This is a genomic window from Gimesia chilikensis (genome assembly GCF_007744075.1).
GTDB lineage: Bacteria > Planctomycetota > Planctomycetia > Planctomycetales > Planctomycetaceae > Gimesia > Gimesia chilikensis_A.
In genome coordinates this window covers 731,083-747,188 of sequence record NZ_CP036266.1, presented here as the reverse complement: position 1 = coordinate 747,188, position 16,106 = coordinate 731,083, and the positions used below count along the sequence as shown (strand labels likewise).

The 16,106-nt window shown below is 54.0% G+C and carries 12 protein-coding genes; 10 read left to right on the top strand and 2 right to left on the bottom strand.

Annotated elements, in window-relative coordinates:
* The first annotated feature begins 63 nt into the window (after positions 1-63).
* The 5 genes from HG66A1_RS02925 (at position 64) to HG66A1_RS02905 (ending at position 5,778) form a co-directional block, all read left to right on the top strand.
* Entirely contained in the window at positions 64-1,275 is a 1,212-nt protein-coding gene (locus tag HG66A1_RS02925; protein ID WP_145180685.1) for a hypothetical protein, read from the top strand.
* 37 nt (positions 1,276-1,312) lie between these two features.
* Complete coding sequence (locus HG66A1_RS02920) at positions 1,313-2,737, top strand: hypothetical protein (RefSeq protein ID WP_145180684.1); 1,425 nt, start codon at positions 1,313-1,315, stop codon at positions 2,735-2,737.
* 302 nt (positions 2,738-3,039) lie between these two features.
* Positions 3,040-3,867: a hypothetical protein gene (locus tag HG66A1_RS02915; RefSeq protein WP_145180683.1), complete on the top strand. Its 828-nt coding sequence runs from the start codon at positions 3,040-3,042 to the stop codon at positions 3,865-3,867.
* 44 nt (positions 3,868-3,911) lie between these two features.
* Positions 3,912-4,799: a hypothetical protein gene (locus HG66A1_RS02910; protein WP_145180682.1), complete on the top strand. Its 888-nt coding sequence runs from the start codon at positions 3,912-3,914 to the stop codon at positions 4,797-4,799.
* A gap of 82 nt (positions 4,800-4,881) precedes the next feature.
* Positions 4,882-5,778, top strand: coding sequence for an STN domain-containing protein (locus HG66A1_RS02905; RefSeq protein WP_145180680.1), 897 nt, complete (start codon positions 4,882-4,884; stop codon positions 5,776-5,778).
* A 63-nt stretch (positions 5,779-5,841) separates the two neighbouring features.
* On the opposite strand, the gene HG66A1_RS02900 is transcribed toward HG66A1_RS02905, so the two are convergent.
* Together HG66A1_RS02900 and HG66A1_RS02895 are read right to left on the bottom strand one after the other, a co-directional pair.
* Positions 5,842-9,708: a PVC-type heme-binding CxxCH protein gene (locus HG66A1_RS02900; RefSeq protein WP_145180678.1), complete on the bottom strand. Its 3,867-nt coding sequence runs from the start codon at positions 9,706-9,708 to the stop codon at positions 5,842-5,844.
* 174 nt (positions 9,709-9,882) lie between these two features.
* Positions 9,883-11,544, bottom strand: coding sequence for a hypothetical protein (locus tag HG66A1_RS02895; RefSeq protein WP_145180677.1), 1,662 nt, complete (start codon positions 11,542-11,544; stop codon positions 9,883-9,885).
* A 122-nt stretch (positions 11,545-11,666) separates the two neighbouring features.
* Between HG66A1_RS02895 and HG66A1_RS02890 the strand changes: the two genes are divergently transcribed.
* From HG66A1_RS02890 to HG66A1_RS02870, 5 genes are all read left to right on the top strand, one after another.
* Complete coding sequence (locus tag HG66A1_RS02890) at positions 11,667-12,236, top strand: hypothetical protein (protein ID WP_145180675.1); 570 nt, start codon at positions 11,667-11,669, stop codon at positions 12,234-12,236.
* Positions 12,237-12,316: 80 nt separating this feature from the next.
* Positions 12,317-13,297, top strand: a complete 981-nt coding sequence (locus HG66A1_RS02885) for an alpha/beta hydrolase (RefSeq protein WP_197996954.1) — start codon at positions 12,317-12,319, stop codon at positions 13,295-13,297.
* A gap of 21 nt (positions 13,298-13,318) precedes the next feature.
* A complete protein-coding gene (locus HG66A1_RS02880) occupies positions 13,319-13,999 on the top strand; it encodes a DUF4190 domain-containing protein (protein ID WP_145180671.1) in 681 nt (226 codons plus the stop codon).
* Between the two features lie 27 nt (positions 14,000-14,026).
* A complete protein-coding gene (locus HG66A1_RS02875) occupies positions 14,027-15,052 on the top strand; it encodes a DUF2332 domain-containing protein (protein ID WP_145180669.1) in 1,026 nt (341 codons plus the stop codon).
* Positions 15,053-15,105: 53 nt separating this feature from the next.
* Positions 15,106-16,029, top strand: coding sequence for a TIGR01777 family oxidoreductase (locus HG66A1_RS02870; RefSeq protein ID WP_145180667.1), 924 nt, complete (start codon positions 15,106-15,108; stop codon positions 16,027-16,029).
* Positions 16,030-16,106 lie beyond the last annotated feature (77 nt).

Here is a 16,106-nt window from a genome sequence, read left to right as displayed (position 1 = left end):
CAATCCCGATGATCAACTTCTGTTGAGAATATCCCGTTCCGCTCCCGTCATATTGACTGCCACATGCCTCGTTTTTTTTACGGTAACTTTGATTTCGAACATCAGCTCGCCGGGGAGACTTATGGCACTTCGACCAGCGCAGCAGCCTCGCTCACATCGAGCCTGGCCTGTTGCTGGCTGGGCCTGACCGAGGCGGGAGATCAGATCTATCTACCGGCGGCTCTTCCCCGAGAATTTACAGAACAACTGGTGACATCCGGATTCCCCCCTGTCGAGTTCACATCTGAGTGGCCCACCGCCAAGGCAGCCCGCTCCCTGACCTTCGTCCCCTGGGGGTGGTCTAATGAAGTGGCAAAGCTCGCCGAAGCGAAAGGCTTCGCCATTGAGACGGGCGTCCTGTCTGCAGCGTACACGGTCAACGCGCGTTCTTTCTCATTCCAGTTGGAAATGGACTGGGGACTGGCGCTGCCCGGCAGCTGTCGCGTCGTAAGCCTGGAATCTCTGGAACAGGTACTGCGAGCCTTCTCTGATTCCGATGACTCCAGCTGGGTATTGAAAGCAAACTTCAGCATGTCGGCCCGGGAACGCATGTGTGGTCGCGGGTCGAAGCTCAGCGAACCAATCCGAGGCTGGGCCGCAAAACGACTGACACAGGGACAACCCCTGTTTCTGGAACCGTGGGTCGAGCGGATCAGTGAAGCTGGAATTCAACTGGAAATCCCTGCTGCAGGAGAACCAACGCTCTTCGGACTGACGGTACTGCTGAATGATACGCGCGGTCAGTATCGTGGCAGTCGTATCAACGTCGATGATTCGACACTTCAACAATGGCAACCCGCGATTGACGTCGCACAACGGGTCGCCCGCGCCGTTCAGCAGACTGGCTATACAGGACCAGTGGGCATCGATGCGATGCAGTACCGGGATGCTGAGGGAACCATGCGATTACGACCGCTGCAAGATCTCAATGCACGGTATACCATGGGACGACTCGCGCTGGGTTTTCAACGATTCCTGACTGCAGACCAGGTTGCCAGCTGGCTGCACTTCCCCTGGAAAGAGTCGTATGGTATCGACTTTTCAAACTGGTTAAGATGTGTGACACAACAGTTGCCGAGCGATGTCAGTGTGCGACCAACTTCTCCCGATCGAATTGAGGGGCAGCCTCCACGTCTGGCCAGTCTCTTTTTGATCGCGGAAAATGCGACAGACCTGCTCACATCTGAAGCAGCGTTGCATGACGCGCATAATAACCTGAATCAAACGACCGGTTGAGACCTCACGATTGACCAAACAGAATTGACCAGACTTCATGAGCGAACAGCGGGAACCTCAACCACAACAGCGCAGCTGGCCTCGGCGTCTCCTGAACCGCATGGAAGTCAACCGAGCCGTCTTTTATGCGCTGGTCAGTCGGGGCTGGCAGTTCGTATCAGGCCCGGTGACGATGTTGTTGATCGTCGCTTTTTTCTCCAGTGAATTGCAGGGCTATTATTATACGTTTGGTGCGCTGGTCGCATTGCAGACGTTTGTCGAAATGGGGATGCAGGTCGTAACTCTCTATCTGACAAGCCACGAATGGTCGAAACTGGAAATTGACGAGCAAGGATATCTCATCGGCGAAGAGGAAGCTCTCTCCCGGATGCGCAGTCTGGCGGCCCTGGTTCTTAAATGGTACAGCATCGCCGGACTGACCTTTGTCGGAGGTATCGGCATCGCAGGTTACTGGTTCTTTCAGTCGCAACCTGCAGATGGCGTTGACTGGCAGAGCCCCTGGTACTGCATTGTCGGACTCACCGCGCTGACACTCGTCGCCACTCCCTGCCTGACGCTGCTGGATGGCTGTGATCAGGTTTCGGTAACCAATCGCTATCGCGCCTTTCAGAGTGTCACGGCCACCCTGGTTGTCTGGATCGCGATCTCCAGCGGCGCGGGACTCTGGACCAGTGTCGCCATCTGTGCCGTCCGTCTGTTCTGGGAACTCTGGTTGATTGGCGTGCGCTATCGTCGTTTTTTTGCTTCCCTGCTGCCGGCACGCTCCGGCCCCGGCGTCAGCTGGTCGGAAGAGGTCTGGCCTCTACACTGGAAGCTGGCAATCCAGGCGATGGCAACCTACTTCACCAGTTCATTTGTGATTCCCCTGATGTTTGAATACCAGGGCCCGGAGGTCGCCGGCCAGCTCGGTCTGACCTGGACCGCCCTGATGACCCTGCAAATGGCCGCCTATTCCTGGATGCTGAGTCGGGCGCCCCTGTTTGGTTCGCTGGTAGCCCAAAACAATCTCCAGGAATTCAAACGGGTGTTCTGGCGTCTGTTCCAGGTCTCCACGCAGGTCCTGATTGCGGGAGGGACACTATTCTGTCTGATCGTCTGGATCCTGCAGCTGCTTCAGGGAACGGAACTTCCGGAGTCCTGGAGTGTTCTGCAGCCCCTCTGGGATCTGGTTCATAAATTACAGCGGCGGATTCTTCCCCTGTTTCCGACGGTCCTGCTGGCACTCGCCCTGATTCCGATTCATATCGCCCAGTGTGTGATGGCGTATATCCGCCCCTTTAAGCAGGAACCCTTCCTGTTCCTCAATACCGGTTCGCAACTCGTCACCGGAGGCCTGGTCTGGTACCTGGGAAAAACTTACGGACCAGTGGGCGCAGGCTGGGGTTTTCTACTGACCGGCCTGCTGCTGACCATTCCCGGATTTTTATTCATCCTGAAACGGTTTACTCAAAAACAGTTGTGATCCGGTGCGTTGTCCATTCGCTGCTTTACTCCAGAAATTTGTTGACAGATAGAATTCAGCCGTTTACCATCAGGCAATATACATGGATTCATTTATGTCATCTCTTATGGTCTCAAGTTTATACCTTTTCATTTCTGCATTTGATTGAGCCCATTAATTGCAAACCGGTTTCTGTCGGGCCAGTACATCAGGCTTTGAGACGGAGACGTTCTCGACGGTATTTCACCACTTGAACTGACAACGTACTTTCTCACTCACAGTCAGTGCCAACTGTTTTCACCTGCGCATTGAAGGAGTCTGTTATGCGAACGTTATTCATTGCCACTTCTATTTGTCTGATGTGCATTGGCACGACGCCATCGAACACTGCCCAGGCAGAAGACAAGCCGTCCAAGCCAACCTTAAAAACGGTGAACTGGCCTGTTAAATTCACAGTTAAGCAAAAGCAGGCAGCGGTTCCACAACAGGTCGTTAAGATCAAACAGCCGTTCTATCCGGAACTAAATCCCCGCGTACAGCAAATTCAGGATGCTCTCAATACCAACACGAGAGCCAACTTTCCCAATGTCCCCCTCACTCAGGCACTTAATGAAATCCAGAAGCAGCATGGCATTAATATGTATGTCTCGGGATCAGCATTGAAAGAACTCGGAATCACTGCCGATGAGCCTGTTAATGTTTCCCTGCATGGGGTATCTCTCAAATCGGCGTTAAAAATCATTCTGGAGCCGCTGGGACTGGCCTATGAAATTGACCAGGAAGTCCTCAAGATCACCACACAGGCAGAAGTCGACCGCCATCTGATAACGCGGATTTACCCGGTCGGCATTCTGTGCCATTCTGCTGAAGAATACGAGGCCATCGAAAAAGCGATCGGCACTGCCTGTCGGCCGAACATCTGGGCCCGACGTCAACGACTCTCGGCCCAATCCCAGGTCATGAGCACTCCTGCACCATCGCCTTTCGCTGCACCAACTGGAATGCTCAGTTCTTCCATCACGGCCGTCCCCCAGTGCCAGGCTCTGGTAGTCAATGAGACAGAGGAAATCCATGAGAAAATCGTGGAGTTGCTCACACAATTGCGGCAGGTTCGTCAGATTCAGATGAGAGCAGTCCCGGAAACGAATTGAAGTTCAGACAGACAATCACCCCTGAAAATCAATAGGAGTAAAGCATGTTACAAACTGGAAAACGCAGAATGACCTGGACGCTGCTGGGACTCCTTGCAGGCGGATTATTAGTTACAGCCCAGGCTGAAGACAAACAGCAGACTAAAGCCAGGCAGGCTAAAAAACCGGCTCCGCCAGCGGTTGCCTCCGATTTAGCGACAGCAACAGCACTAACGGCCCCGACAAAACAGATCTTTTTCCCCCCTCTCACAAAGTTCGAAAAGGAATTTCAGGAAAAGCTTAACGAAACGGTCACCGCAGAATTCGTCGATGCCGCTTTGAGCGATGTCATCACGTTTTACCAGGATTCTACGGGCATCAACTTTGTGATTTTTGCGAACGATCTGGGACAGGATGGACTGACGACCGATGAGCCGGTCAACATCTCTGTCGAGAATATTTCGCTCAAAACAGCCCTCGATCTAGTTTTGGAGCCGATCGGTCTCACGTACGTCCTCGATCGGGATGTGGTCAAAATTACAACTCGGGCTAAAGCTGAAGAGATGTTAAAAACACGCGTCTATCCGGTAGGCGATTTATGTCAGACCCCCATCGACTATCTGATGCTGGAATCGGTCATCAAAAACACCAGTGTGGGCAGATGGCGGACGCTGAAAAGTGAAGTCACCCCCAGTCAGCAGGCAGGAGGTGGATTCGGTGGCGGTGGTGGTATGGGTGGCGGCGCAGGTGGTGCTGGAGGCGGTTTCTTCCAGGTTTCCGATCAAAATGGCATGAACGCAGTGCTGGGAGCCAGTCTGTACCATGATGACGAAGGCGGAACCATCTCGATCGTGCCGCAAAGCAAAGCCCTGGTTATCTGCCAGACTTACCACGCTCACAATGCAATCGTTGAACTGTTGACCCAACTCCGGGAAGCCCGTGATGTGAATTGATCAAGTCAATTTGAATTGCTCATGGAATTCGTTTAAACATAGTAAGGAACGAAACCACACTCATTCAAGACAGGAGATTAAGATGACAGTTTATAAGCGTCGCAACATCCGATGCGCCGCACTGGCAATGATCGCAACCAGCATGGTCGTTTCCGGCTGGTCCATCAGTCTGGCTCTGGGAGATAAAAAACCATGCAGGCAGGTAACCAGTTCAGCCGATAAAAACATCGCTAAAAAAACGACTCTGAAACAATCGTTTTACCCCGCGTTGACGGCACGCGAGGAAAACCTGGAGGCGGCACTGCAGGCAGAGACCGAAGCCAATTTCCCGGAGATTCCCCTGGATGAAGTCATGACTTACTTCAGTGAACTCCACAATGTTCCTGTTGTCATCCAGGCCCAGGATTTGGGAGCAATTGGTTTGACGCCTGAAGAGCCCATTGACACTCGGCTCAAAAACATCACCTTTGAAAATGCATTGGAACAGATTCTGGATCCCCTCAATCTGACCTACGTCGTCGATCGGGATTTGATCCTGATTACTTCGCAAGCCAAAGCTGGTGCAACCTTCAAAACACGCGTTTATCCCGTGGGTGATCTCTGTCAGACCGATGATGATTATCAGGCTCTGATAGCAGCCATTCAGAAAGCAAACCTTGGCATCTGGGAACGCACTGGGAAATCATCTCAGGCAATCAATTCGGCTCAGAACAAAAAGGGAACTCCCAACTCTGAGAAAGATAACGGATTTTTCAACATCCAGGGAAGCGTCATCGTAGAAGTCGCCAGCCCGCTGCCGAGTAGTACTTCAGGGGAAAAACACAATCCCGGCAGTACGCATCCGAACTATACGGGTACGATTTCGGCGGTGCCTCATTCGAAATCTCTGGTCATCAGTCAGACCTACCATACCCACAAGGCAATCGTAGAGCTGTTAAGCCAACTCCGGAAATCCCGGGCTGATCAAAGATGCAACTAGTTAAAGAGCAGCGTAAGAAAACAGGAAGCGGACCGAGGGGAGCAGCCCGCTTCCCGGGGAGACCTATTTTCCTCCGTTGGGAGTGCGGCTCATAATATAGGAAAACAGGTCTTTGACTTCCTGATCGCTCAGGTTCTTGGTCAGACCGTCCGGCATCAGGGAGAGATCGAGGGCCTTCAGGATCTCGATCTCGTCCTTGTTAATCAGTACTGTCTGCCCTTTGACGTCACGCAGGGTAATTGTCTTCGTCGTCTGCTCGTCAATCAGACCGGTCACGGTGCGTCCGTCGTCGGTCACAATCAGGAAGTTCGTAAACTCCTCGCGGATCGCGGCACTCGGATCGACAACCGCCAGCAGCATGAAGTCCAGGTTATCCCGTTCGTAGCCGGTCAGTTTGGGACCGGCCTTGCCCCCTTCACCATACAAGGTATGGCAGACCGCACAAGTCTTGTTGAATAGAACTTTGCCTGAAGAGAACTGCCCGCCACCGGCTTTCACCAGACGTGCCACGCGCTGCATTTCCTCCTGTTTTTCTGCAGGCGTGTTGCCACGAACCTTACCCCAGTGTTTCTTAATGCTGGCTTTGATGTCGGAATCGTCGTGCAATGCCATCTGCTGTACCACATCCAGCGGAATCGTGTTCGCCTTGATGCGCCAGGCATCCACTTCATTCAGGAACTGTTTGCTCCACGCTTTACGACTGGCCAGCACACGTTGCGCGGTACCCCGTACATCATGCTCGTCCAGCAGCGTACTGTGATAGCGGGCCAGAATGCTCTTGCCGATACTAGGATTCTCAAAGTTCATCAGCGCCTGCAACGCCACCCGCTTGAGTGAATGGGTATCGGATCCGGTCAGTGACAGAATCGATGTCAGCGGGCCGATGGCCGCTTTCGTTTTCAGCTGTCCCAGAATCTCGATGTAGGTTAACCGTGTCGGTCGGTCTGCATTTTTGTCTGCGATGATTTTCAAGGCGCGACTGGTCGCCTCCTTATCGCCCAGACGCAGCGCCAACGCGAGATCGGTTTCACCCAGGCTCTTTTGATATTCTGCCAGACCTTTACTCAGGTCTTCAGGCAGGTTTGTAATCTTCTGACCGCGGAAGGCTTCCAGCATCCCCACCATCAGTTTTTCCTTATGCTGATCGGAGGGTGCCAGCTTGAGTAATTCGGCACACATCGCATAATTCTCATCGCCGCCTGCCATCGCGTACCGCTGCATGATCCGTTCCAGAATCACATCCTGGACCATCTTGACCTGCCAGAACTCGGGCTTTGAAAACAGCTTCAGGACGGCTTCCCGATCCGTAGTCGCTTTACTCTCCAGTGACCACCAGAGCAACAGTGGAATATGCAGGTCTTCCTGATCTTCTTCGCGTTGCAGCAGGACTTCGGTAATCGCCAGTCCTGATTCCGCGGGGAAGCGTTTGGCTGATGATGCCAGCTGCGACCGCACCTCCGCATAGGGCTCAGTCTGCGCCAGTTCCACCAGGGATTTCGTCAGCTGTTTCGACGCCTGATGCCGATCGCCGAGCAGACGAATTGTCCAGCGACGTATGTGCTGATCACGGTGTCCCAGCAGTTCCAGGGCGAGTTCTTCATCGAACGCGCCGAGTTGGTTCAAGGCCCATAATGCTTCCAGAGCCCGGTCGTCGTTGTCGCTTTTGGCAATCTTCAACAGGGCTGGCACCATCGACTGGTCACCCCGTTCGCCGATCACCTGCACGGCTTTCTGCCGGAACCACTTGTTCGAGTGTCCCATGGTTTCGATCAGTTCGGCATTGGTCTGCTTTGACAGGTCGAAAGGTTTCACTGGTTCAAAGTTTTTCGGTTTGAGACGATAGATCCGGCCGCTGGTTTTGTGCCAGTTGTCGCGGGGATCCACGTGTGTCAGGCGGCTGTCATACCAGTCCGCCAGGTAGATGCAGCCATCGGGGCCGACCTTGATGTCCACTGGTCGGAACCAGCGATCCTGTGTGAGCACAATCGGCGGCATGTCTTCGGTTCGATACGTAGATGTATCCGGAATCAGGTTGCTGGCCATCACGCGGTTATGCAGTGAATTGGCTGCAAAGACCGCCCCATTATATTTGGGCGGGAAGATCCCCCCTTCATAGATCGAAAAAGTCTGGCTGAAACGCTCCTGGTAACCTTTGTGCCGCATATGTTCGTAATAGCCGAAGGCGTACGGGTTCGTCAGCGGACCATGCTTGCCCCAGTTCTTCTTGGCATAGCCTCCCTGAGCGTAATGCATGCCGCGGGTTCCCCCGTTATTGGTACCCGAGAAGACACGTCCCTTGGAATCGATTTCCAGGCTGAAGGTATTGCCGCCCCCTTCTGCAAAGATCTCGAAGATTTTCGTTTCGGGGTGATAACGCCAGATCATCTGGCCTTTGAAGTGCAGTCGCTTCGTGACTTCTGAACTCACTGTTCCCGTAGAAGTACTTCCGTTGGCGCCGTACAACCAGCCATCGGGTCCCCACTTGATGCTGTTCGCTACCGAGTGGGTATCTTCCAGACCAAAACCCGAGAGATGCACTTCGGGATCGCCGTCCGGAATGTCATCGCCATTCGCATCGGGATAGAAGAGCAGATAGGGAGGATTCAAAACCCAGATGCCCCCTTTGCCCACCGTGACAGCGGAAACAATATTCAGTCCGGTAATCACATCTTTGATTTTATCGAAGGTGCCATCTCCATCCGTATCTTCCAGCACCGAAATTTTATCAGCCCCCTTCACATGGTTTGGCGGTGCCTGGGGAACTTTATCGAAGACCGCTCGCAGATACTGATCATACTTGACGACTTTCAAACCTGCAGGGAACGGATATTGCAGGTATTGCACAACCCACATCCGCCCCCGATGGTCAAAGCTCATGTACAGCGGCTGCATCACTTCGGGCTCCGCGGCGATGGTTTCCATTTCAAAGTCCTGCTGAACCTGAAACAGTTTCACCGCTTCAGCGGGTGGGGTGGGATCCGATTCATCACCGACTTCCCCACGCCCTTTGAACGATTTCATGACCTTGTCGACCTGCTCGTTTCCGGCCAGATCCTGCTTGAACCGGTCACGGCTGATCTTGCCTGCCACGTCAACCTGTGGCGGTTCTTTTTTCAAACACCAGTAGATTGCATTAACCAGCGTGTGTGTAAATGTATTGATTTCAAAATCGCCGGGGTGTCCCAGAGAGGTATAGAAAACGCGTGACTTCTTATAGTTGTTCGTCCAGGCAACCGGCATCTGCACCGGCTGTCCTTCCACGTTTGAAAGTCCCCGCAACAGAGTCTTGGTTGAGCTTTTCAGGTTGATGCTCTTATACATGGAGCCTTCGCTGCGGAAGTATTTATTGCGGACGGTCGCCATAATCGGGTCCTGCTCGGCCCGCAACTGGGTGGTGACATCGGTCGGAGTTTTATTGCCGAAGTCGCCCGCGTATTCGCCTCCCAAAACTTCCTTGTCAAAATCTTTCCATTCCACATATCCCTCGGCTGGATTTCCTTTACTCAACGCAAACCCATGGCTTGAAGTACGGACAGCGACCAGTGGCTTGCCGGCATTCAGGTAATCCTGAATGAGTTTCATCTGCGCGGCTGGCAGAGTCTTGCGGCGGACACTCAAAAACAGCAGGTCCGCCGCTTTAATCGCTTTCAGGTCGGAAAAGGAGTTCGGATCGTCCTTGTCCGGAAAGATGAACTGCGTGCGAAATCCGAGTGGCTGCAGGTGCGCTTTAGCGAATGCGGGCAGACTCTCGGCTGTCTTGTAACCCTCTTCCCCGATCATAAACAGAATCAGCGGATGATCTTCAGGACTGGCAGCCTGCTGTTTTTTCGGATCTTTCTCTTCGCCTGAGAGGGAGAAAAAGGTCAGTCCACAAAACAGCACGAAGGCACTCAAGGTACAGACAGACTTCAGAGAGGCTCGATTCAGCATGGGGAATTTCTTTATGCGGGACAAAACTAAAGGAAATTAACTAATTGAGTTTTTCATCATAACAGCCCCTTTAAGGCTCTGTCACCCGACAATAGTGATTTTTTGGAAAGAAGCGCTGGCATGCAATCTGTATCATACACAAACCACGCCCGGCTGCCGTAAGTTCTGATATGATTACTGTTTATCAGAAGGTTTCGTTGATGATTCTTTGGAAGGTTGTTCCTGATAGTGATGTACGACCAGACTTCCGGAACGAAAGGCAATCGGCAGGCTGAAGGGAAACTTCGCTTTCAGATGTTCCGGAAAAGCCGGTGGGTAAGCATTGGGCCCCTCCGGCCCGATTTCTTTAGCCTGACTGACCAGCAGTCCTCCCGCCATCAGATTCGACAGCACAAACCGCTGCGGACTCTCGCGCAGGGCTTTAAAAATCAGCGGTCGCCGGGAAGGATAAAACTCAATGTAACTTTGCGTGTAGACAAACCGCGTGGACGGTTCCAGGTCCAGAGACAGATAGAGATGAACCATGTCATTGCTGAAGCAGGTCACCTCTCGATCCTGGGTCTGTTGCGACTTGAGAAACTCAGCCACGTGTTCCATGTCTTCCCAGTCCGGATAAGGAATCCGCGCCAGTTGATTTCGGATCGCGCCAGTACTCCCCTGCTCCAGGCAGGCACTCCACAGGCGCAGATAAGCAGGTTTTGTCACGGGCGAATAAATCAACGCCATGACGAGAAAACTAGCGGTCAGCAGCCAGCGGGTCAGACGGGCACGCCGGGTACAATGGAACGCGTAGACCAGCAGAGACAAACCCAGCAACAAAGGTGGAAAATGAACATAATCAAAGGGATGCTGAAGTAGTACCACCTGCAACAACCAGGCCAGATAGAGTGCTGACAGTAAACGCAGACGGAGCGCTGTCTGGGCTGATCGTTGAGAATCCTGTCTGATCAGCAGAAGGATCGCTGCAGGCACCGCTGCCAGGTGAATCAGAATATAAGGGAAGAAGCGGGCCACCATATTGAGGACAATATAACGGAGATTGCCAAAATTCCCTTCCGCCAGGTACTCCCGGTTCCAGTCCAGTTGTATTTCGAGAAACCAGGGTAAGGTCTGTGTGAAGTACAACCAACTGAGGCCCAGTGCGCCTGCGATCAAGCCCCCGGTCAACAGTCCGCCGAGATCCTTCCAGACTTTCGTTCTTAAATCAGGACTCGTAAGCGAACAGAGCCAGACAGCCAGCGCAGGAATTACGACGTGTGGCTTGAGCCAGACGCCGGCTCCCCAGACCAGTCCTTCCAGAAGCCCGTACAGAAATAGTGTCTTGCCAGCTACCGCCGCCTGAGCGCTGCGCTGTATCTGGGCCCACCGCAGATTCAACGCCGCTGCAGTGGGCAGGAGCAGCCAGAGATCACGCTGCACGTGACACCATTCGGAAACCGAGTAGTAAGCCAGGAACAGCAGGAAGGCGAGCTGAAAGCGGACACCTGAAGCGAACCGGGTCAGCAGAAATACCGTCAGACTGAAGACAAACAGATCAAAGGCCCGCAAGGCTTCGGTGCTCCAGCCGAACAACGATCGGACTGTGATGTGCACCCAGACCACGCCGGGAAAATTCGGTTCGACCATATCACGATAGAGCATGCCCCCGCGCATGACAGTGCGGGCCTGCAAATCATAGTAGGAAACATCGTTCGTCACCGGCATACAGATCAATTGCGGTGTCGCAACGATGATCAGCAGAATCAAGGCCCCCAGGGAGAATGTGGACGTATTCCAGAACGCACCTCGATGGGAATTCTCTGCTGTGGTCATTTCTGTAGCGGTAGTGTTCATCATCTTGAGAATCGATTTAAAAACAACAGGCTTTGCAAGTGCATGGCGATCGGTAATAATCGTGTGTGCCATCCTAAGCAGGCAGGAAGACCATTCACCAGATTTTTTTATGGAACTCACCTGGAATGTCGCGAATTTACCAGCTTCTGTTCAGCATTTGCTGGCTGTTCGGCTGCTGGCTGGCCATGATGGGCCTGCATGAACTGGGACACGTGCTGGGAGGCCTGCTGACCGGAGGCAAAATGGCGCGGGTCGTGCTGCATCCCCTGGCAATTTCCCGAACAGATCTGGCCGTGAATCCTCATCCTGCAATTGTCGTCTGGGCCGGCCCCCTGATCGGCGTCCTCCTGCCGTTGGGGCTCTTAATCGCGGCCCAACTGGCGAACTGGTCGCAAGCGGGACACGTCCAGTTCTTTGCCGGCTTCTGTCTGATCGCCAACGGCGCATACATCGCCGGTGGTGCCCTGGATGGCATCGGTGATTGCGGCGTAATGCGGCAGACCGGATCGCCCCTCTGGCTGATGTGGGGCTTCGGACTCATGACCGTTCCCGCAGGCTTTGTGCTCTGGCATCGTCTCGGTTCAATCCGCGACTGGTGGCAACATCCGGAACGGACCTCGGAGCAGAGTGCCTGGACCATGCTGCTGACCGTTATGACACTCGTGGTGCTGATGGTCTGTTTTTCTGCGCAATAGCCGTTTCCGGTTTGCTCATCGTCTCTGCTTTCTGATATCTTGGAACAATCACCGTCATGATTTCCCAGGGAGCATCCGCTATGTCTACGCTGCTGAATCGTCGTCAAATGCTGGGAGTCTGTGCTGCCGGCGCCTCAACTTTGTGTCTGCCCTCACTCACCCGGGCGAAGCAGGCCAAAACCAAAATGAAAACCTTCACCTTCAAAAAGGTGGGGAACCTGGAAATCAAAGCCGACGTGCACCGGGCCGATGATAACCAGACGCGGCCCGTCATGGTCTGGTTTCATGGCGGTGCCCTGATCGTCGGACATCGGGGGGGCGTGAGTGGCCGTGTGCTGAAAGACATGCTGAATACCGGCTATACCGTGGTCTCCTTTGACTACCGCCTGGCCCCCGAGACGAAGCTGCCCGAAATCATAGCTGACCTCGAAGACGGATTTACGTGGCTGCATGAGAAAGGCCCCGACCTCTTCAATGTCGACACCAGCAAAGTCGCGGTCTCCGGCGGTTCCGCGGGTGGCTGTCTGACGATGATCGCCGGCTATCGTACCCGGCCCCGGCCGACAGTTCTCGTTCCATTCTGGGGCTATGGAGATCTGATCGGCGACTGGATCGGCAAGCCCAGCCCGCATGACAGACATCAGACGGACATTACGAAAGCAGAAGCGCTGCGACAGGTGGGCGACGGAGCGATTGCCGACTCGCGCGAGAGTCAGAAAAATCGAGGCGAGTTCTATAAGTATTGTCGCCAGCACGGAACCTGGCCGCAGGCAATCTCCGGCTGGGATCATCACCGTAATCCCGAAAAGTTCTATCCCTACATGACGCTGAAAAATGTTACAAAAGACTATCCCCCCACGTTGATGGTTCACGGGACCAAAGACACCGATGTACCTTATGAGCAGTCGACTCTAATGGCCGAGCAGCTCAAACAGCATGGAGTGGAACACCAGCTCGTCACGATTCCGGGAGGCGAGCACGGCCTGGTCGGCGGTGATCCGAAACTGATCGAAGCCGCCTACCAGCAGGCCTTTCAATTCATGCACGAACGGATGAGCTAAACATACCCAGGAAACTTTGAGATGGCTCAGGCAGATTTGAACTATACCCCGGTGGCCCCTCAGGCCGTCCTCTCCCTGATGCTGGGAGTGTTCTGCACTTTGGGGCTCTTCATTCCCTGGCTGGCGCTACTCGCAATTCCGGGTCTCGTTCTGGGTCTGCTTGCATTGAAATCGATACGCCGTTATGAACTCAGTGGCCATCAACTCGCACGCAGGGGCATCCAGCTCTCACTTTTATTTGGAGTACTCGCTCCCGTCTGGCAGCTCACCTGGTACGAAATCCGCTTTCACTCAGAGGCTCTCCCCGGTTACACGCGGATCGACTTCGCTGCTGTTTCGAAGAACAGAACACACTCTGAGAAAATGTGGGAATCACTGCTCGGACAGCCGATCTGCCTGAAAGGCTTTGCAGAGCCGCGGCGGGGAGGTCTGCTCCAGTCCTTCCGCATGACCAGTCAGAGGCAACCCTTTTCATTTGGAAATCAGTCTGATCCGTGGGAAATGATTATAGTGCAGCTTCCGGAAGAAACCAGTTGGGAGTGGTGCTACGAACCGATCGCAGTCTCCGGCACGCTGGTTCGTAACCCGGATGCCGAAGATGACCCCGATGCGCCTCGCTTCCTGTTGAAACAGAGTACCGTCTTACCGGCTCTGACTTCCGATCATTTTCAGGCACCGTTTTCAGGAGGGGGAGGCTGTTGAGAACCCTGCGTCTTAAAAGGACAGAGTATGAACTCACGTCTGTCTGATGCCTTTCGTGCCTTTGCTGTGCCGGAGTGCCGGGAAACTTCTCCCCTGTATTGTTGTCTGACGGAAGAGATTGCCACAGATGCGGAAGTGCTGGAGATCGCCAGTCAGTCGCGGGACGGACAGCCGGTTCCTAATCTCCTCTTCGCTACCGTCCAATATCTGCTGGTTGCCAACCCGGTTCATCCGCTGGTAGAGTACTATGCGACCTGCACTGCAGAACCCAAAGATCCCTCAGACGCCTTCCCGCTGTTTAAAGATTTCGTACTCGCTCATCAAAATGAAATCATCGAACTGCTGCGAACGCGACTCGTGCAGACCAACGAGGTCCGCCGCTGTGCCTGTCTGTATCCCGCGTTCATGTACGCACTGCGGCACTTTGCCCCTCAACCGCTGGCCCTGCTGGAAATCGGCTGCAGCGCTGGACTGAACCTGCTCTGGGACCGCTATCGTTACACCTACGATGACAGCGGTAAAATCTATGGAGATCGCGAATCACCGACGCTGATCACGTCTGAATTTCTGGGAAAGCCATCTGCAGGGCTCGAAGATTCCCTGCCTTACGTCACACACCGCATCGGCGTCGACCTGCATCCGATTGATGTTTCCATTCCCTCCGAAGTCGACTGGCTGCGGGCACTGATCTGGCCTGAACAGCACGAACGCCGTCAACTGCTGGAAACCGCAATCCGGCAACAACAGGCGATCAATCTCGACCTGCGAACCGGCGACGGTTTTGCAGACATCTGCTCATTCGCTGCAGAGATTCCCACGGACTCCCTGCTCTGTATCTTCCATACGCATGTCGCCAATCAGATCTCACTGGAGCAAGGAAATGCGTTTCTGGAAACGATCCGCGAACTGGCCCGGCAACGCGATCTCCTGCACCTGTATAACAATCTGCCCGACGCTCATTTAAGATTACAGGTTTTCCATAAAGGAATTCTCACCCGACAGACACTCGCCAACACCGACGGACACGGACGCTGGCTGGAATGGCTGGCGTAACCGGCCCCTCAGTGATTTGACTGTATTCAACAATTACAGAAAGAAACCTCGTCATGGAGACACAAGGCCGCATTGTCATCGCCGGAGGCACCGGCTTCCTCGGACGGAATCTGGCCCGCTATCTGACCGGACAGAATTATGAGGTCACCATCCTCAGCCGACATCAGCCACAGACAAAGGGCGACTGGCGTTATGTGAATTGGGATGCCCGCTCTCTCGGATCGTGGGTCAGCGAACTGAAACAGGCGGCCGCTCTGGTGAACCTTGCCGGCCGAACGGTTGACTGCATCAAGACGCCCGACCACTGTGATGAAATTCTCCGTTCGCGGGTCGAAGCGACAGACGTGCTGGGAAAAGCGGTTCGACAGCTTGATTCCCCGCCGCCGGTCTGGGTGCAGATGTCGACAGCTCATCGCTACGGTGATCCGCCGGAATGTATCTGCGATGAAGACTCCGCCTTCGGCTACGGACTCGCGCCTTTCGTCGCACAGGAATGGGAAGCCGCCTTCCAGCGCGCTGTTCTCCCCCAAATGCGACAGGTCATTCTTCGCACCAGCTTTGTCATCGGCCGTGACGGGGGAGCGCTCCAGCGGCTTTCGAAACTGGTCCGCTGGGGACTGGGAGGCACCGTCGGACACGGACGACAGGGTATGAGCTGGATTCACGAGCAGGATATGAATCGCCTCTTTCATAGAGCTATCACCAATCAAACCATGCAGGGAGCCTACCTGGCCACCGCTCCCGAACCGGTTTCGAATGCCGAATTCATGCGTGCTCTGCGAAATGCTTTGAAGATGCCCATCGGTCTCCCTGCTCTAAGTTGGATGGTACGGCTGGGGGCGCCGCTGTTGATGCGTACCGATCCCGAACTGGCTCTCTACGGACGTTATTGTATTTCGCGACGCCTGAAAGAAGAGAATTTCGAATTCCAGTTTCCCGATCTGGATTCTGCGCTGCAGAACATCTATCATCGATAGTAGGACCGATTCACTAATGATAAAAAGTTAATTTTGACATCGAGCAGGCACTTAAGTCTCAAGCAGGAAACCGGTCT